The sequence below is a fragment of the Jiella endophytica genome (genome assembly GCF_004519335.1).
Classification (GTDB): Bacteria; Pseudomonadota; Alphaproteobacteria; order Rhizobiales; family Rhizobiaceae; genus Jiella; species Jiella endophytica.
On sequence record NZ_SOZD01000002.1, the window covers coordinates 1,001,481 to 1,022,190 of the forward strand.

Here is a 20,710-nt window from a genome sequence, read left to right on the forward strand (position 1 = left end):
ACACGACGTTTCGATTCAATGGGGTAGAGCGTGCCCTTGCGCGTGCCATCGAGAGCGCCGCGCTCCGGCGGGCTGCCGCGTCGCGACGTGACGAAGCTGTCGCTGATCGACTGCCCTCCGGCGAATTCATGGCTCGCCGCCCGGAATCGCTTTCGCGCGGAGCTTTCTTCGGTCTAAAGAAGAATCATGCGCCTTATCACCACCACGGCGGAACTCGCCGAAACCTGCCGATCCTTCGCCAAGTTCGAATTCGTCACCGTCGACACCGAGTTCATCCGCGAGACGACGTTCTGGCCGGAGCTCTGCCTGATCCAGATGGCGTCGCCCGATGAGGGCGTCATCGTCGATCCTTTGGCAGGCGGCATCGATCTTACGCCGCTGTTCGAGCTGATGGCGGACAGCTCGGTGCTGAAGGTGTTCCATGCAGCGCGGCAGGACATCGAGATCCTCTACAAGCTGGCCGGGCAGGTGCCCGAGCCGCTGTTCGATACCCAGATCGCGGCGATGGTCTGCGGCTTCGGCGAATCCATCGCCTATGACCAGCTGGTGGCGCGGCTGACCGAGGCGCGGATCGACAAGACCTCCCGCTTCACCGACTGGCGCCGCCGTCCGCTCACCGAGAAGCAGCTCGACTATGCGCTCGCCGACGTCACGCATCTGCGCGACGTCTATCGGGCGCTGGCAGCGCAGATCGAGGCGAGCGGCCGCAAGAGCTGGCTCGACGAGGAAATGGCGCTGCTCGCCAATCCCGACACCTACGATCTTCATCCGGACGAAGCCTGGACGCGGCTGAAGCTGCGGGTCAGGAAGCCGATCGAGCTGCAGGTGATGAAGGAGGTCGCCGCCTGGCGCGAGCGCGAAGCGCGCGATGCCGACAAGCCGCGCGGCCGCATCCTGAAGGACGAGGCGATCTACGAGATCGCCCAGCAGCAGCCGCGCGACGAGCAGGCGCTGTCGCGGCTGCGGACGCTGTCGAAGGGGTTCGAGCGCAGCGCCGCCGGCCGCGAGATCATCGCTGCGGTGAACCGCGCCCTGGCTTTACCGAAATCCGAGCTGCCGCCGGTGCCGCGCCCGCAGGCGCTGCCCGAGGGCACCGCGGCCGCCGTCGAGTTCCTCAAGGTGCTTTTGAAGATCGTCGTCGAGGAAGAGGGTGTCGCCGCCAAGCTGATCACCTCCTCCTCCGACCTCGAACAGCTCGCCTGGAAGGGCGAGGAGGCCGAGGTCGCGGCGCTGACCGGCTGGCGGCGGGAGATCTTCGGCGAAAGGGCGCTCGAGCTTCTCTCCGGCAAGGCCGGCCTCGTTTATCGCAACCGCCGGGTCGAAGTCCTGCCGATCGGGTAACGGCGAGGCAGCCGCGGGGCGTTGACGCCCGCGCCCGCCCGGCTCCCCGGCGATGCCCAAAGCGCCGTGCGTCTGAACGGACCCACAAAGGACGCTCTGAGTTCTCGAATCACCGCATCGTGCCTTCCGACAATCGATTCCGATCTTCGGGCCGATGCTGTCGTCAGATCAAGAGGTCGGCGACGATCTGGTCCTCGGTGATGTCCTGGTAGCGGATGCCGTCGCGCTCGAAGCGTTCGAGCAGCGCCGGGAAGTTCGCCGGATCCTTGGTCTCGATACCGAGCAGGATCGAGCCGAAGTCCCGGGCCGATTTCTTCAGATATTCGAAGCGCGCGATATCGTCGTCCGGGCCGAGCAGGTTCAGAAAGTCCTTCAGCGCGCCGGGACGCTGGGCGAGCCGCAGGATGAAGTACTTCTTCATCCCGGTGAAGCGCAGCGCCCGCTCCTTGACGTCCGGAAGCCGCTCGAAGTCGAAATTGCCGCCGGAGACGACGAGGACGACGCTCTTGCCGCGCACCTCGTCCTTGAGGCTTTCGAGCGCATCGATCGCCAGGGCGCCCGCGGGTTCCAGCACGATGCCCTCGACGTTCAGCATCTCCAGCATGGTGTTGCAGAGCCGGCCTTCCGGCGCGAGGATCACGTCGTCCGGTCCGAAGCGCCGCAGCGTCTCGAAGGGGATCATGCCGATCTGTGCCACCGCCGCTCCGTCGACGAAACCGTCGATCTGCGGCATACGGGTGAGCGCGCCGTTTTGAAGACTCGAACGCAGGCTCGGCGCGCCGAGCGGCTCGACGAATTTCAGCCGAGGGCGGGCCTGATCGTCGAAATAGCGCGTCATGCCGGAGGCGAGCCCGCCGCCGCCGACCGGCATCACCACGAGGTCGAGGGGCTCGTCCCCCAGCTGCTCGCGGATCTCCCGGGCGACGCTCGCCTGGCCTTCGACGATGTCCTCATGGTCGAAGGGCGGCACGAATTCCGCGTTCGCCGCCTCCGAATAGGCCTTGGCCGCGGCATAGCAGTCGTCGAAGAAGTCGCCGGTGAGCTCGATCTCGACGGCATCGCCGCCGAACACGCGGGTCTTGTCGATCTTCTGCTGCGGCGTCGTCACCGGCATGAACACCCGGCCCTTCACGCCGAAATGCTTGCAGGCGAAAGCAAAACCCTGGGCGTGATTGCCGGCCGAGGCACAGCTGAAGCGGCCGCCAGCGCCGCCGGAAGCCATCTTCTTGCGCATGAAGTTGAAGGCGCCGCGGATCTTGTAGGAGCGCACCGGCGTCAGGTCTTCGCGCTTCAGATGGATGCGGGCGCCGTATTTCGCCGAAAGGTGCTCGTTGAGCTGCAGCGGCGTTGCGGGAAAGAGATCGCGCAGCGCGTCCTGCGCGGTCGCGACACGGGTGGAAAAGGTTTCTTCGCTCATCACTCGTCGAATGTCTCGTCTTGGTCCGGCTTCGGAGTGGCCGCGTCTGCCGCAGCGCCGACGCCTCGGAAGGCTGCGGCGCGAAGGCGGCCTGGCTGCGGGCGCTCAGTGGCTGCGCCTGCCGGAATCTTGCCGCGGCAAACGCGGCGGAAAATCGTGGGTCGTCGGCGGGGCGCGCTCGGCGCCGCGCAGAACGGCCGGTCGCGGCCGGAGGCTCAGTTCGCGGTGGAACCGGCACTCCCGGCGGCGCCGGCGCCGATAATCGGAATGAAGCGGCCAGCGATGATGATCTGGAGCGAAACCTCGTTCGCGAGCCGATCGATCGTCATCTCAAAGCGCTCCTTCTTCTCAAATAGCCGACTGTCCGGGCGTCATGCGCCAGCCCGGCGGATTTGTCAAAATCTGCAGTACCGGGCCCGAGCTGCTAATCGCCGCTCGCCCGCAGGGCCGCGCCGGCCGCCACTGGGCCCAGCGCCCCGAAAAACAGAGTGAGCGCGCACAGGATCATGAAGGGCGGCCAGAAAGGGTCGGGCTCGTTGACCGCGGCATAGGTCGCCGAAACGCCGAAGATCAGGACGGGAATCGCCAGCGGCAGCACCAGCACCGAGACGAGCAGCCCGCCGCGCGGCAGCGCAACGGCGACGGCCGCACCGACGGCGCCGATGAAGACGATCGCCGGGGTGCCGACGAACAGCGTCGCCATCACCGCGAAGAGGGCGGCCGGCTGAAGGGCGAGGAACAGGCCGAGCACCGGCGAGGCGAGCACCAGCGGCAGGCAGGACGCCGCCCACAGGGCGAGGCATTTCGACAGGACCACCAGCGGCATCGGCAGCGGCCCGGCGATCAGGAGATCGAGCGTGCCGTCCTCCCTGTCGGCCTGGAACAGCCGGTCGAGGGTCAGAAGCGCCGACAGGAGAGCGCCGATCCAGAGGATCGCCGGGCCGATGCGCGAGAGAAGGTTGAGGTCCGGCCCGACGCCGAAGGGGATCGTCGCGACGACGGCGAGGAAGAAGATGACGCCGGTGGTCGCCCCGCCACCGCCGGAAAAGACGAGCTTCAGGTCGCGGAAGAAGAGTGTCGTCACGGGCGGAACTCGGCGCGAGATTGCAATAAGGTTCCGGGGATAGGTGCCGGCCTCTCCGTTTCGTCATTCTCGGGCCCCGTCCCGAGAATCCAGGGGCGACCGCCGCAACATCGGCAACCTCCTTCTTTGGCAGCTGACGCGGACGGCGCCCGATGATCTCTGGATTCTCGGGACGGGGCCCGAGAATGACGGCGCTTTGGACAGGGGTGCCGCGCTGCTTCGACAGGCTCCGGCGGCATCGCACGATGCGGAGCTTCATCCTGCCAACTGTGGCTAGTCGAAAGGCCGAACGGTCCAATAGGCAGAAGCGAGCACCGCCCTTTTCGGCAACGACCACCGAAAGGGGTACACCAGTACCTGCTCCTCGCCATCGGTGCGCTCACAACCAGCCCTCGGCTTCGGCCAATGCGGCGTCGTCGATTGCGGGCGCTGCCTCGCCATCCGGGCCCGGCACGTCACCGCTTCCGGAGCGCGGCGGGATGTGCAGCGTCGTCGCGCCGTCGAGGCCGAGCGGCTGGTGAGTCGCCGCGATCGCCATGCCGCCGGCGGCAAGGTGGTTCGCGACGAGGGCGGCGAAGCGCTGCTGCGAGGCAGCGTCGAGGGCCGATGTCGGCTCGTCGAGGATCCAGACCGGCCGCCATGCGACGAGAAGCCGCGCAAGGCTCGCCCGCCGTTGCTGGCCGGCGGAGAGATAGCCGAAGGGGATCGCCTCGAGCCCTGGCAGGCCGACGGCAGCGAGCGCCTCTGCCGGCGACAGCGGAGCGCCGCCGGGCCTGCCGGCACCCGCCGCACCGGCGCCGAGATAGCGCGCCCAGAAGGCGAGGTTGTCGCCGGCGGCGATCTGGCTCTTCATGCCGTGGCGATGGCCGACATAGTGGGCGACTTCGGCGATCCGCTCGGCCGGCTCGCCGTCGATGGCAAGGCCCGAAAGGCGAATCGCCCCGCCGAGCGGCGGCAACAGGCTGGCAAGCGTGCGCAGCAGGGTCGACTTGCCGGCGCCGTTCGGCCCGGTGACGACCAGCGCCTCGCCGGCGGCGAGCGCCGCATCGAACGGCCCGGCGACGACCGCACGCCCCCTGCCGACGACGAGGCCTTCGAGGGCGATCACGCCGGCGCTCAAGCCGCCACCTTCGCTCTTGCCGCCACTTTCGCACCCAACGTCGTCGTCACGCTCGCGGCCCCGCCTGTCTTCGGCGCCGGGCCGCCGGCCGGCATTTCGCGCCGCGTCATATTTTGTCGCCTTCGTCCCGGATAGGCCTTTATAGCCATTACAAACTTGCCTATAACGCCCTCAACCACTCCAGCGACCGGCGTGGAAACATCAAGCGCCGATCTCATGGCGCCCGCACGGCACCGACGGGCGTCAGGGCGGACAGCGGAAATGGTCGTACCCGCATCTTCGAGCGCGCTGATCCGCGGCGCATGAAGGCCGTTCGCCCTTCGGACTATTTCATCGGTTCGAGAAGGAATGTGAGCCTCGTGACCAATCACCTCGACAGTTTCAAAGCCAAGAAGACGCTTTCCGTCAACGGCAAGGACTATGTCTATTTCGATCTGAAGGAAGCCGAGAAGAACGGCCTGACCGGCGCCTCGCGTCTGCCCTTCTCGATGAAGGTGCTCCTTGAGAACCTGCTGCGCAACGAGGACGGGCGCACCGTTACCGCCGACGACGTCAGGGCCGTCGCCAAATGGCTGGACGACAAGGGTAAGGCCGGCCACGAGATCGCCTACCGGCCGGCCCGCGTTTTGATGCAGGACTTCACTGGCGTTCCCGCCGTCGTCGATCTGGCGGCGATGCGCGATGCGACGACGAATCTCGGCGCCGACCCCAAGAAGGTGAATCCGCTGGTGCCGGTCGATCTCGTCATCGACCACTCAGTGATGGTCGACTACTTCGCCTCGCCCGACGCCTTTTCGAAGAATGTCGATGCCGAATACGGCCGCAACGGCGAGCGCTACACCTTCCTGCGCTGGGGCCAGGAAGCCTTCCGCAATTTCCGCGTCGTGCCTCCCGGCACCGGCATCTGCCACCAGGTGAATCTCGAATATCTCGCCCAGACGGTCTGGACGAAGGAAGAGAACGGCGAGACGGTCGCCTATCCGGACACCCTCGTCGGCACCGATTCCCACACCACCATGGTCAACGGCCTGTCGGTTCTCGGCTGGGGCGTCGGCGGCATCGAGGCTGAGGCGGCGATGCTCGGCCAGCCGATCTCGATGATGATCCCGGAGGTCATCGGCTTCAGGCTCGAGGGCAAGCTGCCCGAGGGCACGACGGCGACCGACCTCGTCCTCACCGTCACCGAGATGCTGCGCAAGAAGAAGGTCGTCGGCAAGTTCGTCGAGTTCTTCGGCCCGGGCCTGTCGAACCTCACACTCGAGGACCAGGCGACGATCGGCAACATGGCGCCGGAATACGGCGCGACCTGCGGCTTCTTCCCGATCGACAAGGACACGCTCGCCTATCTCGAGGCGACCGGCCGCGACAAGGACCGCATCGCCCTCGTCGAGGCCTATGCCAAGGCCCAAGGGATGTATCGCGAGGACGGCACGCCCGATCCGGTCTTCACCGACACGCTGGAGCTCGATCTTTCGACCGTCGTCCCTTCGCTTGCCGGCCCGAAGCGCCCGCAGGACCGCGTCGCATTGACCGATGCGGCGAAGAAGTTCGTCGACGCCCTCGACGAGATCAAGGGCGGCCGCAAGAAGAGCGAGACGCCGCAGTCGGCTGGCGATTCGCGCTACATGGACGAAGGCGCCGTGCCGCCGAACGAGACACCGGAGACCGTTCGCCATGCGGTGGAGGGAGCCGATCACGGGCTTGCCGACGGCGATGTGGTGATCGCCGCGATCACCTCCTGCACCAACACCTCGAACCCCAATGTGCTGGTGGCCGCCGGCCTCGTCGCCCGCAAGGCCTTCGAGAAGGGGCTGAAGGTCAAGCCCTGGGTGAAGACCTCGCTTGCCCCGGGCTCCCAGGTGGTGACGGAATATCTCGCCAAGGCCGATCTCCAGAAGGATCTCGACGCGATGGGGTTCAACCTCGTCGGCTATGGCTGCACCACCTGCATCGGCAATTCCGGGCCGTTGCCCGAGCCGATCTCCGAGGCGATCAACGAGAACGACCTCGTCGCCTGCTCGGTGCTCTCCGGCAACCGCAACTTCGAGGGCCGGGTCAATCCGGACGTTCGGGCGAACTATCTCGCCTCGCCGCCGCTGGTCGTCGCCTATGCCATTGCCGGCTCGATGTTCGTCGACATCACGTCGGAGCCGCTCGGCAAGGACAAGAACGGCAACGACGTCTATCTGAAGGACATCTGGCCGACGACCCAGGAGATCGCCGAGATCGTCCGCAAGACGGTCACCCGCGACATGTTCGAAACCCGCTATGCCGACGTCTTCAAGGGCGACGAGCACTGGCAGAAGATCGACGTCTCCGGCGGCCTCACCTATGACTGGGACGACCGCTCGACCTATGTCCAGAACCCGCCCTATTTCGAGGGGATGGACGCCGAGCCCAAGCCGGTCACCAACATCGAGGGCGCACGCGTCCTCGGCCTGTTCGGCGATTCGATCACCACCGACCACATCTCGCCCGCCGGCTCGATCAAGAAGGACGGCCCGGCCGGCGAATATCTGGTCTCCCACCAGGTGCGTCCGGTCGACTTCAACTCCTATGGCGCCCGTAGAGGCAACCATCAGGTGATGATGCGCGGCACCTTCGCCAATATCCGCATCAAGAACCAGATGGTGCCGGGCACCGAGGGCGGCGTGACGATCCACCATCCCTCGGGCGAGGAGATGTCGATCTACGACGCGGCGATGAAGTACAAGGACGAGGGCGTGCCGCTCGTCGTCTTCGCCGGCAAGGAATACGGCACCGGCTCGTCGCGCGACTGGGCGGCGAAGGGCACCGTGCTCCTCGGCGTCAAGGCGGTGATCGCCGAGAGCTTCGAGCGCATCCACCGGTCGAACCTCGTCGGCATGGGCGTCGTGCCCTTCGTCTTCGCCGAGGAAGGCACCTCCTGGTCGTCGCTGGGCCTGAAGGGTGACGAGAAGGTCACCATCGAGGGGCTGACGGAGCTGAAGCCGCGCCAGGAGATGGAAGCGAAGATCGAGAAGGCCGACGGCACCACCCAGACTGTCAAGCTCAAGGCCCGGATCGATACCGAGGACGAGCTCGAATACTACAAGAACGGCGGCATCCTGCACTACGTGCTGCGCCGTCTCGCCGCCTGAGGCAGCGTCTCTTCGGCCGGGCGCCTGGCGCGCCCGGCCGTCGCCATCCGACACGCCAGAGGCATCGGCGCCTGCCGCCGGCCCTCTGGCGATCAACGGAAAACTCACGTTTCACCCGCAATTGACTAGCCCGTGTGATGGCCGATCCCTTAGGGTCCGGCGCGAATAGGGCACGAACCCATGCATTGCTATCCATCCGCCAACCCCACCCTTCGACGGGACGGGCCAATCTCTCGCGTATCCCTCGGTCTTCAGGCCGCTTGCCGGCCGTGCGGGGCGGCCCCGGCGAAGCGATCGGACAGTTTCTGATGCGGCATTGGCCGATCCGCCCATGGCTGCGCCGCGCGATGCCCTGCGCCCTCATTGCGGCGATCGTCGTCCTGCCGGCGCGGGTTGTCTGCGCCGAGCGGGTGAAGAACCAGATCACCCATGTGCTCGAACTCTTCACCAGCCAGGGATGCTCGTCCTGTCCGCCGGCGGACAGGCTTCTGGCGACTTTCGCCGACAAGCCGCATGTCCTCGCTTTGTCCTATCATGTCGACTACTGGGACTATATCGGCTGGCGGGACACCTTCGGCTCCGGCCACAACGGCGAGCGCCAGCGATCCTATGCCAGGGCCTTCGCCAACAAGATGATCTACACGCCGCAGCTGGTGATCAACGGCCTCTACGACATCGTCGGATCGCACGCCGAGAAGATCGGCCATCTGATGGCGAAGACGAAGCTGCCCGGCAGCGCCACGCCGCCCCAGGTGACGATCCGGCGGGCCGGCGACAGCCTGCACATCAGCGCCAGCGGCGTCACCATCGAGCCGGGCCAGCGCCGGCCGATGCTGCTGCTCGTCAACTTCGCCGACAGTGCCAAGGTCAAGGTGGATCGCGGCGAGAACCGCGGCGAGACGCTCGTCACCACCCACCCCGTGCGCGGCTGGCAGCTGATGGGCATGGTCGGCGAGGATGGCATCAATATCGACATGCCGGTCTCCTCCGTCACCCCCGACGGCGAGGAGACCTATGGCTGTGCGGCGATCCTCCAGGCGGTGCGCCCCGACGGCTCGCCCGGCGCGATCCTCGCCGCGACCCAGATGGAAATCGATCCGGACTGAGCGGCTGGCTGCCGCCTCGCCGCAGACGAGCCAGGTGCTGGGTCAGTGCCCGCCCGGCAGGATCCGGTCCGGAGGCCGGTGACCGTCCATCAGCGTGCGGATGTTGATGATCACCTTCTCGCCCATCTCGATGCGCCCTTCCAGCGTCGCCGAGCCCATATGCGGCAACAGGACGACGCGGTTCTCCTCGGCCAGCCGCAACAGCTTCTTCGACACCGTCGGCTCCTCCTCGAAGACGTCGAGGCCGGCGCCGGCGATCCTCTCCGCCTCGATCGCCGCGATCAGCGCCTTTTCGTCGATGATCTCGCCGCGGGCGGTGTTGACGATGAAGGCATGGGGCTGGACGAGGCCGAGGCGGCGCGCCGACAGGAGGTGATAGGTCGCCGGCGTCGACGGGCAGTTGACCGAGATGATGTCCATGCGGGCGAGCATCTGGTCGAGGCTCTCCCAATAGGTGGCGCCGAGCGCGGCCTCGGTCTTCGGGCTGACCCGGCGGCGATTGTGATAGTGGATCTCGAGACCGAAGGCCTTCGCCCGCCGCGCCACCGCCGTGCCGATGCGGCCCATGCCGACGATGCCGAGCTTCTTGCCCCAGATCCGCCGGCCGAGCATCCAGGTCGGCGACCAGCCGGGCCAGCGCCCGCCGGCGACGAGCCGGGTTCCACCCTCGACGAGGCGGCGCGGCACGGCAAGGATCAGCGCCATCGTCATGTCGGCGGTATCCTCGTTGAGGACGTTCGGCGTGTTGGTGACGTAGAGATTGCGCGACAGCGCCGTCTCGACGTCGATATTGTCGACGCCGTTGCCGTAATTGGCGATCAGCTTCAGCCGCTCGCCCGCCTGCTCGATCACCGCCCGGTCGATGCGATCCGTCACCGTCGGCACCAGCACGTCTGCCTCGCGCACGGCGGCGACGAGCTCGGGCTGGGTCATCGGCCGGTCGGCTTCGTTGACGCGCGTGTCGAAGAGCTCGCGCATGCGATCTTCGACCGGCTCGGGCAGCTTGCGGGTGAGGATCACGAGAGGCTTCCTGCGCTCGTCCATCACCGGCCTTTCCTGCCTGCTTTCAAGAGGTTGTTAACCGAAACGGCCGAATATTCGGGCAATGCCGGTGGCCATCAGTAGCAGCCGGGCCGCGGGAGGAAAAGTTCCGCCGGCCCGTCTCGGCCATTTCGCCGGCGCGATTGCATCGGCCGCAGAGCGGCCGCGATGGAGAGTGCCCCCATGTCGTTTTCCGACATCCGCCCCCGCCTGAGCCGCGGCCTGCTGGCGGCGCTGGCCGTCCTGGCCGCTTCGCCCGCTCTTGCCCCGGCGCCGGCCGCCGCGGTGGAGCTCGGCCCGGTCTCGAAGCTGCCGCTGCCGCGCTATGTCAGCCTCAAGTCGTCACGGGTCAATGCGCGAATCGGCCCGGGCCGCGACTACCCGGTCACCTGGCTCTATCTGAAGCCGGGCCTGCCGGTGGAGATCATCCAGGAATTCGGCCTGTGGCGGCGGATCCGCGATTCCGAGGGTGCCGAGGGCTGGGTCTATCACTCGCTCCTGTCGGGCGAGCGGACGTCGATCGCCGCGCCCTGGCTGAAGGGCAAGGCGACGATGATCGACGTCCATGGCAGTCCGGCCCTCGACGCGCCGCTGGTGGCACGGCTCGAGCCCGGCGTCGTCTCCAAGGTCAGGGAATGCGCCACCGGCTGGTGCGAGATCGAGGCGTCGAGCCGCGAAGGCTATGTGCGCCAGGAGGACATCTGGGGCGTCTATCCCGACGAGAGTTTTGACTGACGGGGAGCTAGAGACAGCGCCTTTCGCGCATTTTCGCTCCATCGCAGCACGACTTATGGAAATATCGGCCCGCAGATCGGCAGATCTGCGGGCCGACGGCGTTTTGGCTGATGATCGTCGCGGGTGGTTCGGAGAGAGTTCAGCGAGATGGCGCGGCTTGCCTTGAGCGCGGCAGCGCGGGACCGACGGGAAACGCCAAGCACCAAGCGCCGCGGACATCAGCGGTCAGCGGCTCGGTCTCCGCCTCGATGCGGTCGCGCTGGGGATTTGTCGCATCGTCTTACAAAGCCCGACCAGAAATAGCTCGGCGATGATAAAGCGGGGCGGCAGGAGCGGCGGTCCCTGAACAAGGGGCCAAAACAATTGGCCCGGCGCTGTTTGAACACCGGGCCTTTCCGTGTTTCCAGCCAGATGCCTTTCGGCGCCCGGCAGAGCCGATCGGCTCTCGCGATCAGAACTCGCTCCACTCTTCCGCGTCGTTGGCGGCCGCGGGCTTGGCCTGCGCGGCGCTGCGCATCTGGGCGACCGGCTTTTGCCGTCCGGCGGGGGCGGCTGCCCGGGTCTTTCCGTCCCTGCTCTCGCGCATCTTGAACTTGGCGACGATGCCGGCGAGACGCTCCGTATCGCTGCCGAGTGCCTGGCAGGCGGCGGTCGCTTCCTCGACCATGGCGGCGTTCTGCTGGGTCACCTTGTCCATCTGGTCGGCGGCTGTCGAGACTTCCTTCAGGCTCGTCGCCTGTTCCTTGGCGCTGGCAGCGATCTCGCCGATGATCTCGGCCATCGAGGCGACCTCGGCGACGATCTCGTCGAGGCTCTTGCCCGACGCCGTCACCAGTTCGACGCCGCGCTCCACCTGCTCCGAAGAGGCGTTGATGAGACCCTTGATCTCTTTCGCCGCTTCCGCCGAACGCTGGGCCAGAGCCCGCACTTCCTGGGCGACGACCGCAAAGCCCTTGCCGGCCTCGCCGGCCCGCGCCGCCTCGACGCCGGCATTCAGCGCCAGAAGATTGGTCTGGAAGGCGATCTCGTCGATCACCGAAATGATCTGGGTGATCTGCTGCGAGGAGCCTTCGATGGCATTCATCGCGGTGACGGCCTCGGCGACCACCTCGCCGCCCTTGGTCGCCTTGCGGCGCGCCGATTCGGCAGTCTGGCGGGCATGCACCGCACCTTCGGCGGTGTGGTCGACGGCAGCGGTGACTTCGCCGATCGAGGCGACGGTCTCTTCCAGGCTCGCCGCCTGCTGCTCGGTGCGCTGGGCGATGTCGTTGGTCGCGACGATCATCTCGGAGATGCCGGTGCGGTTCGAGCTGATCAGCGCCATCACCTCGCCGAAGGCGCTCTCAAGCGTCGCGACGCTATCGTTGAACAGGCTGCGGACGCCCTCGTAGTCGGAGGAGAAGGGCTTCTCGAGGCGGATGGTCAGATCGCCGCCGGCGAGCCGGCCGAAGCCGTTCTCGACTTCCGACATGAAGAACTGGTGGGCCTTGACGTATTCCTCGCCCATCTCGTCCTGGCGGCGGCGCTCGATCTCCTTCTGTGCTGCGACCTCGATCGCCTCCTGCTTCAGGGTCTGCTGCTCGATCACCGCGTGGCGCAGCGTCTCGACCGAGCGGGCCATCTGGCCGATCTCGTCGCGGCGGTCGAGGCCTTCGACGGTTCCCTCGGTCCTGCCCTCGGCGACGTTGGTGATGGTCTGCGCCAGGCTCTGCAGCGGCTTGAACATCCGGCGCGAGACATAGAGGGCGAGAAGGCCGATCGCCACGGCGACGACGATGGCGATGAAGCCGAAGCGCATCTGCAGGGCTTCGACCGAATTCAGGAACTCGGCCTTGGGCACGCCGACATAGAGGATGCCGATGGTCTCGCCGTCCTTGTTCTTGATCGGATCATAGGCGGTGAAGAACGCCGTGCCGAGGATGTCGGCCTCGCCGCGATAGGGCTTGCCGTCCTTCAGCACCGCGTCATAGACGGGGCCCTTGGCGAGGACGGTGCCGATGGCGCGGCTGCCGTCCGGCTTGGTCACGTTGGTCGCGACGCGCTTGTCGCCCATGAACACCGTCGCGGTGCCGCCGACGAGTTCCTTGATCCGGTCGACCGGCATGTTGAAGTCGTTGAGCGGCTGGTAGCCGGCATAGAGATACTTGCCGTCGGCCTTGAAGCTGTCGCCATAGCGCTCGATGACGTCCCAGGCGACGCGCATGTTGGCTTCCTGGCGCTCGTTCGCCCGCCGCAGGCTGTCGCTGCGAACTTCCATCAGCGCGACGATCGACAGGATGACCGCGACGATCGCGATCGAACCGAGAACCATTGCGGAGACTTTTGCCGAAAGGCTGGACTTCAACATTGGGCGACCTGCCACCTGATCTTGCGCTTCGAACATCCATCGGAGATGGGACGAGGCGGCCGGTGCGGTCTTCTGCTTCCGGCCGACAATTTCTCGCAGACGTTGTCACGGAAAGACTAAAAATTCCGTTTCCGAACGGTCAGCATGCCGGCGTAATGCTTGGGAAACAGATACTCTCGTATACAACCGTCAGAACTTCGACGGTCCAACGAGGAATTTGGCGGCAGCAGACGGTGTCGACGTCGATCTTTGCCGGCGCGCGCAATGCTACCTGACGGCGTGCGCGGGATCGCGGAACAGCGCCCGTCGGCGGCCTCGACCACCAACATTCGAGCGGTTACCGAAGAGCAGGTCTCGCGATCGCCCCATCGGAGCGACGCGCACTTTCAGGGAGACGTTGCGTCGCGCCTCAGATCCGCTTTTCGGTCTTCTGGTCGAAGAGATGGACGTTGGCGGGATCGATGACGAAGCCGATCTCCGTCCCGGGCCTTGCCTGGATGCGCTCCTTGACGATCGCGTCGATGAGGTCGTGGCCGGACCGCGCGAAGACCTGCGTCTCCGATCCGGTCGGCTCGACGACGACCACCTGCATCGCGATGCCGCCGGGCCCGATCTCGATGTGCTCCGGCCGGATGCCGTAGGTCACCTCCTGGCCTTCGGCGGCGTTCGTCCGGGGGATCGGCAGCACCAGGCCGCCATTCGAGACGAACCGCTTGGTCCCGCCTTCCGAGGCGATCCTGCCCTTGACGAAGTTCATCGAGGGCGAGCCGATGAAGCCGGCGACGAAGACGTTTTCGGGCCGGTCGTAGAGGTCGAGGGGGGCGCCGATCTGCTCGACCCGGCCGTCGCGCATGACGACGATCTTGTCGGCCATGGTCATGGCTTCGATCTGGTCATGGGTGACGTAGACGATGGTGGTCTTCAGCCGCTGGTGCAGTTCCTTGATCTCGACCCGCATGGTGACGCGCAGCTTGGCGTCGAGGTTCGACAGAGGCTCGTCGAACAGGAAGACCTGCGGATCGCGGACGATCGCCCGGCCCATCGCCACACGCTGGCGCTGGCCGCCCGACAGCGCCTTCGGATAGCGGTTCAGATATTTGGTGAGGTCGAGGATCTCGGCGGCCTTGCCAACCTTCTCGGCGATCTCCGCCTTCGGCCGCTTGGCGACCTTCAGCGGAAAGCCCATGTTCTCCGCCACCGTCTTGTGAGGATAGAGCGCGTAGGACTGGAACACCATGGCGATGTCACGCTCTTTCGGCAAGACGTCGTTCACCACCTTGCCGCCGATCGAGATCGTTCCCTCGCTGACCTTTTCGAGACCGGCCAGCATCCGCAGCAGGGTCGATTTCCCGCAGCCGGACGGGCCGACAAGGACGACGAATTCGCCGTCGTCGATGTCGACGCTGACGCCGTGCATGACCTGCGCAGAGCCGTAGCGTTTGATCACATTGTCGATTTGGACGCCTGCCACTGTCTTTGCCCTCTATTGCGGAAGTTCGATCTGCATCTTGACGTCCGCCGGCGGCGCCGAGGCGGCGATCTCGAACGCCCTGACACTCTCGTCGAAAGAGAATGTCCGGGTGATCAGCGGCTTCACGTCGATGGCGCCGGAGGCGAGCATCGCCACACAGCGCGGGAAGACGTGGGCGTAGCGGAAGATGTTCTCGACGCGCGCCTCACGGATCATCGCCGCGCCGGCGTCATAGCTGATCGGATCGGGCTGGCCGCCGATCATCACCACGCAGCCGCCGGGGGCCAGCGGCTCGAAGACCTGCGCCGCCGCCTTGGGCGAGCCGGTCGCCTCGAAGACGACGTCGCAGCCCCAGCCGTCGGTGTCCGCCTTGATCTTCTCGACGATGCTCTCCTTGGCGGCGTCGACGCCAGTGATCGCCGGGCTGAGGCTCTCGGCGATCTGAAGCTTCTTCTCGGCGAGATCGGTGACGTAGACGCGGGCGCAGCCGCCGGCGAGCGCCGACAGCGCGGTGACGAGGCCGATCGGGCCGGCGCCCATGACGACGGCGATGTCGCCGGGCTTGATCATCGCCTTGGTCGCGGCGTGAACGCCGACGGCCAGCGGCTCGACCATCGCCGCCTCGGCGAAGGACACGCTGTCCGGCAGCTTGAAGGTGAAGGCCTCGGGATGGACGCAGGTCGGCCTCAAGATGCCGTGGACCGGCGGCGTCGCCCAGAAGCGCACCGCCGGATCGACATTGTACATTCCGAGGCGGGTGGCCCTGGAATTCGGGTCGGGGATGCCCGGCTCCATGCAGACCCTGTCCCCCACCTTCAGGCTCGCCACCTCGGCGCCGGTCTCGATGACGGTGCCGGAGGCCTCGTGGCCGAGGATCATCGGTTCGTTGACGACGAAGGGGCCGATCCGGCCATGGGTGTAGTAGTGGACGTCCGACCCGCAGATGCCGACGGTGTGGAGCTTGATGCGGACGTCGCGAGGGCCGAGCGTCTCCTCCTGCCGCTCGATCGGGAAATCGCGCAGCGAGAGTTCGTCTTGCTTTTCGAGGACCAGGGATTTCATCGGTCAGCCTTTCCAGATGATGTAGACGGCAAGCGCGATGGAAATGGCGTTCGAGATCATCAGCGGCAAACCGGCAGGCTCGAGAAAACGGAGCCAGAACAGCGACATCGCGACCCAGATGACGACCGAGATGAACAGCCTGTCGAACCAGTTGGTCTCGATCGGCAGGAAGCCGCCGCCCGGCGCCTCGTCGAAGGCCGACTTTCGGCTCTCCTCCTCGAACTCGGCAAGGTCGAGCGGCGTCTCGATGTCTTCGGGTCGGGCACGGGTCATCGCCTCAGCCTTTCACTGCGCCGAATGTGAGGCCGGCGACGATGTGCCGCTGCACCATCGAGAAGATGATCAGGGCCGGGATCAGGGTGAAGACCGAGATCGTCGCCATCACGCCCCATTCGGTGCCGGTGGTGGTGACATATTCCGACAGGCCGGTCGTCAGCGTCCGGGCGTTGAAGTTGGTGAGCGTCGCCGCCAGGAGATATTCGTTCCAGGCAAACACCCAGGTAAGGATCAGCGTCACCGCGAGACCGGGGCGGGCAAGCGGTAGGATGATCTCTGTGATCACCGTCCAGGCGCTGGCGCCATCGACGAAGGCGGCCTCGTCGAGTTCCTTCGGGATGCCGTCGACGGTCGGGCGCAGGGTCCAGATGGCGAATGGCAGGTTGAAGGTGCAGTAGACCAGGATCATGCCGATCTTGGAATCGAGCAGCGTGAAGTCGCCGAATTTGTAGACCTGGGTGAACAGCAGGAACAGCGGCAAGAGGAACACCGCCGGCGGCGCCATGCGATTGGTGATCGTCCAGAAGAAGATCGATTCCTTGCCGCCGAGTTCGAACCGCGTCAGCGCGTAGCAGGCGAGAAAGCCGAGCACCGTGACCAGCGCGGCGTTGCCGGTCGAGATGATCAGCGAATTGACCATGTAGCCGCGCAGCGTCGAGTCGTTCATGACGTCGATGTAGTTCTGCCAGTAGACCGAGCTCAAAAGCACCTCGGGCGTCGAGAACAGCTCGACCGCCGGCTTCACCGAGATCACGAAGAGCCAGTAGATCGGGAACATGGTCAGGAAGCTGACTACGATCCAGAACAGCAGGTAGAGCCAGGTCGCGTGACGTTTCATGGCGCTCAGCCCTTCGTGTTGCGCGGCGCGATCAGCGAGACGTAGAGCAGCCAGCAGGCGACGATCGTCAGATAAAGGACGATGATCGAGATCGCCGAGCCGTAGCCGTAATTCGTTCGCGGGAAGACTTCCTTGAAGATGTGGACGCCGAGATAGCGGGTCGCAGAGCCCGGCCCGCCGCCCGTCAGCATCAGCACCTCGTCGACGGTGCGCAGCGCGTCCATCAGCCGGATGAAGACGGTGGCGAGCACCGCCGGCATGATCATCGGAAGCGTGATGTGCCAGAAGATCTGGCGCTTGTTCGCCCCGTCGATCTGCGCCTGCTCGAACGGATCGCTCGGCAGCGAGACCAGCGCCGCGATCAGCGTCAGCGTGACCAGCGGCGTCCAGTGCCAGATGTCCATGACGACAGTCACGGTGAAGGCCGCGACGGCGCTGGTGCCGATGTTGAGGTCGTAGCCGAACCAGGAGCGCAAGAGCGACGGGATGATGCCGATCGACGGCGTCGTCATCAGCTTCCAGATCGAGCCGACGATGATCGGCGCCATGATCAGCGGCAGGGTGTGGATCGTCCGGAAGATCGCCTTGCCCGGAAAGTCCTTCAGGAAGGCCTGGGCGAGCGCGTAGCCGATGACGAGTTCGGAGAGGACGGCGAAGAACACGAAGGCGATGGTGACGCCGAGCGAGGAGAGAAAGCCGTTGTCGAAGACCAGCGCGCGGAAATTGTCGGCGCCGTTGAAGATGACGTTCGGGTCGGCGGCGAACGGGTTCCACTGGTGGAACGACAGCCAGAGCACGTAGAAGAACGGCACCACCCCGAAGAAGAACAGGATCACCAGGGTCGGCGCCAGGAGGATCCAGCCAAGTCTATTGGATTGCATCGAACTCCCCTTCGCCGAGGCGCGGTGTTTCATGCTCGGTCATGGCATCCGCCCGGCATCTCACGGCCCACCTGTCGGAGCCCCGCGTCGGGACGCCGCGAGGGCGATCGCCGGACAGCGGGTGGTGGAGCCGCCAGCCGCGACGATCCGGCGATCGAGCGTGATGTGGCAAGGACTGCCGGCGAGACCGCGGGCCGCCCGAAGGCGGCCCGCGTCGCAAGGGCGATGCCCTACTTGCGATAGCCGAGGGACTTCAGCTCTTCCTCGGTCTTTTCCGCCATCTGGTCGAGGCCGTCGTCGACGCTGATTCCGCCGGTCAGGATCTGATAGAAGGTCGGCGTCGTCGCCTCGATCACCTGCCGGTGGAACGGGTATTCCGGAGCGCCCTTGAAGAGCTTTCCGTCGTCGCGCAGCATCGTGTAGTAGCCGCCGAGTTCCTCGTCGATCTCCTTCACCTTGGGGGTGTCGTAGGTCGAGGTCAGGGTGATGCGCGAACCGGCCGCGGCCCAGTCCTCCTGGACCTCTGGCAGCGCCATGAACTGCAGGAAGAGCAGCGAGGCCTCCTGGTTCTTCGAGGTCACCGGCAGGCCGAAGGCGCCGCCGTCATAATAGCCGATATAGCCTTTGCCGCTCTCGGCATCCTCCATGACGCCCTTTTCGAGCGGAGGCAGCGCGACGCCGACCTTGCCGACGACCCGCGACTTCGATTCGTCGGTGGCGATCCAGGCGGCGTTCTCGCCATAGACGAGCCCCTGGGCGGCACGGCCGGCGGCGAAGGTGGTGGCGACTTCCGTCCAGGTCGACTGCACCGATTCCGGCGGCGCGATGTCGCGCATGGACAGCCACCACTTCAGCGCCTTCTTCGCCTCGGGCGAGTTCATCGTGCCGCCATGCTCGACGGTCGCCGCATAGTTGTTGTCGGCATCGATGCCCCAGTTGTAGACGCCGAAGGTCGGCGCGACCGACTCGTAATATTCGTACCAGGAGGCCGGATGGCCGGTATGGGCCTGGGCCGTGGTGCCCCAGAGGTCCATGCCCTTTTCCTTGCCGTAGTCGGTGAAGAACTGGGCAATCTCGGCATAGTCCTCGTGGGTGGTCGCCGGCTTCAGCTCCTTGCCGGTCTTCTCCTTGAAGGCGGCCTTGATGTCGGGGTCGTCGAAGAGGTCCTTCCGGTAGAGATAGACCTTGATGAAGGCCTCCATCGGAAGGCCGTAGAGATCGCCGTCCTTGCCGCGGAAATTGTCGGCGAAGGTGGTGAAGTTGTCCTCGGAATATTCGGGGGCGTTGAGGCCCTCATTCTCCTTCAGCGCCTTGGTGACATCGACGAGGAAGTTGCGGGCGAGATAGGCGTAGACGATGTCCTGCTCGATATAGACCATGTCATAGATGCCGGTCTTGGCCTCCATGTCCTTGATGGCCTTGTCGTACATCTGGTCCCAGGACGTCGTCTCGATCTGGACCGAGATGCCGGTCAGATCCTCGAATTTCGGCGCCAGCACGTCGGAGATGTAGTTCGAGGCGGGCGTCGATTCGGTGACGCCGTGCAGCGTCACGCCCTCGAACTGCTTGCCGGCCTCCTGCCACCATTCCGGATTCTTGACGTCGATTTCCTGCGCGAAGGCCGCCCCTGCGATCATCGACAGGGCGACCACGGATGCACTGAGTTTGAGGTTGAGCTTCATCGGTTCCTCCCGTTCGAACACTGGGGCCGCTCCAGACGATGGCCTCGCCCCCTCGCTGCAGCAGCTTCTCCCGCGGCAACCATGCAAATGTATGGGCCTCAATGCAAGTGAATTTTTTACAGATGTATATATTGCCTTCCATTTGTAACATATGCCAGTGTCACGAACGGAAGTCGGAGATCGGAAGACGCCAATGGTTCGGGAGGCAAGCGACGAGACGGAGGCGTTCACCGTCGAGGTCTGCTGGCACTACTACGTCAACGGAATGACGCAGGCAGAGATCGCCGGCCATCTCGACACCACCCGGCTGCGGGTCAACCAGGCGATCCAGAAGGCGAAATCGCTGGGAATCGTGAAGGTGCAGATCGACTCGCCCTTCTCGGCGCGGATCGAGCTGCAGGAGCGGGTGCGCAGCCATCTCGGCATCGAGAGGGTGCAGATCGGACCGGCAAGGCGCGACGAATACAACTACCACACCGCCGTCGGGGCGGCGCTGGCGAGCTTTGTCGCCGAGCGGATCCGCTCGAAGACCTGGAAGACCGTCGGCGTCTCGTGGGGCATGACGCTGGAGGCGGCGATCCAGAAGCTGCCGCCGATGTCTGCGCCGGATCTGGAAATCGTCTCGATGCTTGGCGGCACCATGCAGGGTGCCTCGTTCAATTCCTTCAGCATCGCCTCGGGCTTTGCCGCCTGCCTCGGTGCGAACTATTCCCTGCTGGCGGCGCCGATCTTCCTGTCGGAGGGCGTCGATCGAGAGATCTTCCTGTCCCAGGAGATCTTTGCCGACCATTTCGCCAAGTTCGAGACCCTCGATGCGGCGATCCTGACCTGCGCCGACGTCTCGCCGCGCTCGTTCCTCGTCGCCAACGGCATGCCGAAGGAATTCTCCGCCGAGGCGCTGATCGAAGCCGGAGCCATCGGCGACGTGCTCGGCCGGTTTCTCGACGAGAGCGGCCGGTCGATCGGCCATCCCCTCGACCAGCGGACGATCGGCGTCGACATCGCCGTGGTCGAGAAGATTCCGGAAAAGATCCTGGCGGCCGCCGGCCCGCACAAGATCGACATCATCCGCGCGGCGGCGCGGCGGGGCCTCGTCGACACGCTGGTCACCGACGACGTGACGGCCGAACTGCTCATCGCGTCCGGGGAGCAACGCGCGACCAGGCGATCCGCCGCCGGGTAACCGCCGG

Annotated in this window: 15 protein-coding genes and 1 pseudogene; 5 read left to right on the forward strand and 11 right to left on the reverse strand. The window is 65.7% G+C overall.

The window, feature by feature from the left end; genetic code table 11:
- The first annotated feature begins 186 nt into the window (after nucleotides 1-186).
- Nucleotides 187-1,341, forward strand: a complete 1,155-nt coding sequence (rnd, locus tag E3C22_RS09630) for a ribonuclease D (RefSeq protein ID WP_134761761.1) — start codon at nucleotides 187-189, stop codon at nucleotides 1,339-1,341.
- A 163-nt stretch (nucleotides 1,342-1,504) separates the two neighbouring features.
- Here the strand turns inward: rnd and ilvA are convergent, their stop codons facing one another.
- From ilvA to ccmA, 3 genes are all read right to left on the reverse strand, one after another.
- The gene (gene ilvA, locus E3C22_RS09635) at nucleotides 1,505-2,758 is read right to left on the reverse strand and encodes a threonine ammonia-lyase IlvA (RefSeq protein WP_134761762.1); all 1,254 of its coding nucleotides are present in this window, start codon (nucleotides 2,756-2,758) and stop codon (nucleotides 1,505-1,507) included.
- Nucleotides 2,759-3,182: 424 nt separating this feature from the next.
- On the reverse strand, nucleotides 3,183-3,842 hold the full coding sequence (gene ccmB / locus E3C22_RS09640; protein WP_134761763.1) for a heme exporter protein CcmB: 660 nt from the start codon (nucleotides 3,840-3,842) through the stop codon (nucleotides 3,183-3,185).
- A 379-nt stretch (nucleotides 3,843-4,221) separates the two neighbouring features.
- Nucleotides 4,222-4,950 (reverse strand): heme ABC exporter ATP-binding protein CcmA, encoded by a 729-nt coding sequence (ccmA, locus tag E3C22_RS09645; RefSeq protein WP_425364965.1) that lies wholly within the window; start codon nucleotides 4,948-4,950, stop codon nucleotides 4,222-4,224.
- A gap of 371 nt (nucleotides 4,951-5,321) precedes the next feature.
- Here ccmA and acnA point away from each other — a divergent pair, with 371 nt between their 5' ends.
- Both acnA and E3C22_RS09655 read left to right on the forward strand, forming a co-directional pair.
- Nucleotides 5,322-8,081, forward strand: a complete 2,760-nt coding sequence (gene acnA / locus E3C22_RS09650; protein WP_134761883.1) for an aconitate hydratase AcnA — start codon at nucleotides 5,322-5,324, stop codon at nucleotides 8,079-8,081.
- A 308-nt stretch (nucleotides 8,082-8,389) separates the two neighbouring features.
- The gene (locus tag E3C22_RS09655; protein WP_167591708.1) at nucleotides 8,390-9,187 is read left to right on the forward strand and encodes a DUF1223 domain-containing protein; all 798 of its coding nucleotides are present in this window, start codon (nucleotides 8,390-8,392) and stop codon (nucleotides 9,185-9,187) included.
- 42 nt (nucleotides 9,188-9,229) lie between these two features.
- On the opposite strand, the gene E3C22_RS09660 is transcribed toward E3C22_RS09655, so the two are convergent.
- Complete coding sequence (locus tag E3C22_RS09660; RefSeq protein WP_134761766.1) at nucleotides 9,230-10,231, reverse strand: 2-hydroxyacid dehydrogenase; 1,002 nt, start codon at nucleotides 10,229-10,231, stop codon at nucleotides 9,230-9,232.
- A gap of 180 nt (nucleotides 10,232-10,411) precedes the next feature.
- Between E3C22_RS09660 and E3C22_RS09665 the strand changes: the two genes are divergently transcribed.
- Nucleotides 10,412-10,963, forward strand: coding sequence for an SH3 domain-containing protein (locus E3C22_RS09665; protein ID WP_134761767.1), 552 nt, complete (start codon nucleotides 10,412-10,414; stop codon nucleotides 10,961-10,963).
- A gap of 451 nt (nucleotides 10,964-11,414) precedes the next feature.
- Here the strand turns inward: E3C22_RS09665 and E3C22_RS09670 are convergent, their stop codons facing one another.
- The 7 genes and pseudogenes from E3C22_RS09670 to E3C22_RS09700 form a co-directional block, all read right to left on the reverse strand.
- Nucleotides 11,415-13,274: a methyl-accepting chemotaxis protein gene (locus E3C22_RS09670; RefSeq protein ID WP_245514866.1), complete on the reverse strand. Its 1,860-nt coding sequence runs from the start codon at nucleotides 13,272-13,274 to the stop codon at nucleotides 11,415-11,417.
- A gap of 445 nt (nucleotides 13,275-13,719) precedes the next feature.
- Nucleotides 13,720-14,781, reverse strand: coding sequence for an ABC transporter ATP-binding protein (locus E3C22_RS09675; RefSeq protein ID WP_134761769.1), 1,062 nt, complete (start codon nucleotides 14,779-14,781; stop codon nucleotides 13,720-13,722).
- A gap of 12 nt (nucleotides 14,782-14,793) precedes the next feature.
- Entirely contained in the window at nucleotides 14,794-15,843 is a 1,050-nt protein-coding gene (locus tag E3C22_RS09680; protein ID WP_134761770.1) for an NAD(P)-dependent alcohol dehydrogenase, read from the reverse strand.
- A gap of 3 nt (nucleotides 15,844-15,846) precedes the next feature.
- Nucleotides 15,847-16,017: pseudogene (locus E3C22_RS24930) on the reverse strand (DUF2160 family membrane protein); the annotation flags it as partial.
- A gap of 103 nt (nucleotides 16,018-16,120) precedes the next feature.
- Entirely contained in the window at nucleotides 16,121-16,957 is an 837-nt protein-coding gene (locus tag E3C22_RS09690) for a carbohydrate ABC transporter permease (protein WP_134761772.1), read from the reverse strand.
- 5 nt (nucleotides 16,958-16,962) lie between these two features.
- Nucleotides 16,963-17,838, reverse strand: a complete 876-nt coding sequence (locus E3C22_RS09695) for a carbohydrate ABC transporter permease (RefSeq protein ID WP_134761773.1) — start codon at nucleotides 17,836-17,838, stop codon at nucleotides 16,963-16,965.
- 230 nt (nucleotides 17,839-18,068) lie between these two features.
- A complete protein-coding gene (locus tag E3C22_RS09700) occupies nucleotides 18,069-19,520 on the reverse strand; it encodes an extracellular solute-binding protein (RefSeq protein ID WP_134761774.1) in 1,452 nt (483 codons plus the stop codon).
- Between the two features lie 193 nt (nucleotides 19,521-19,713).
- Here E3C22_RS09700 and E3C22_RS09705 point away from each other — a divergent pair, with 193 nt between their 5' ends.
- A complete protein-coding gene (locus E3C22_RS09705; RefSeq protein ID WP_134761775.1) occupies nucleotides 19,714-20,703 on the forward strand; it encodes a sugar-binding transcriptional regulator in 990 nt (329 codons plus the stop codon).
- The last annotated feature ends 7 nt before the right edge of the window (nucleotides 20,704-20,710 follow it).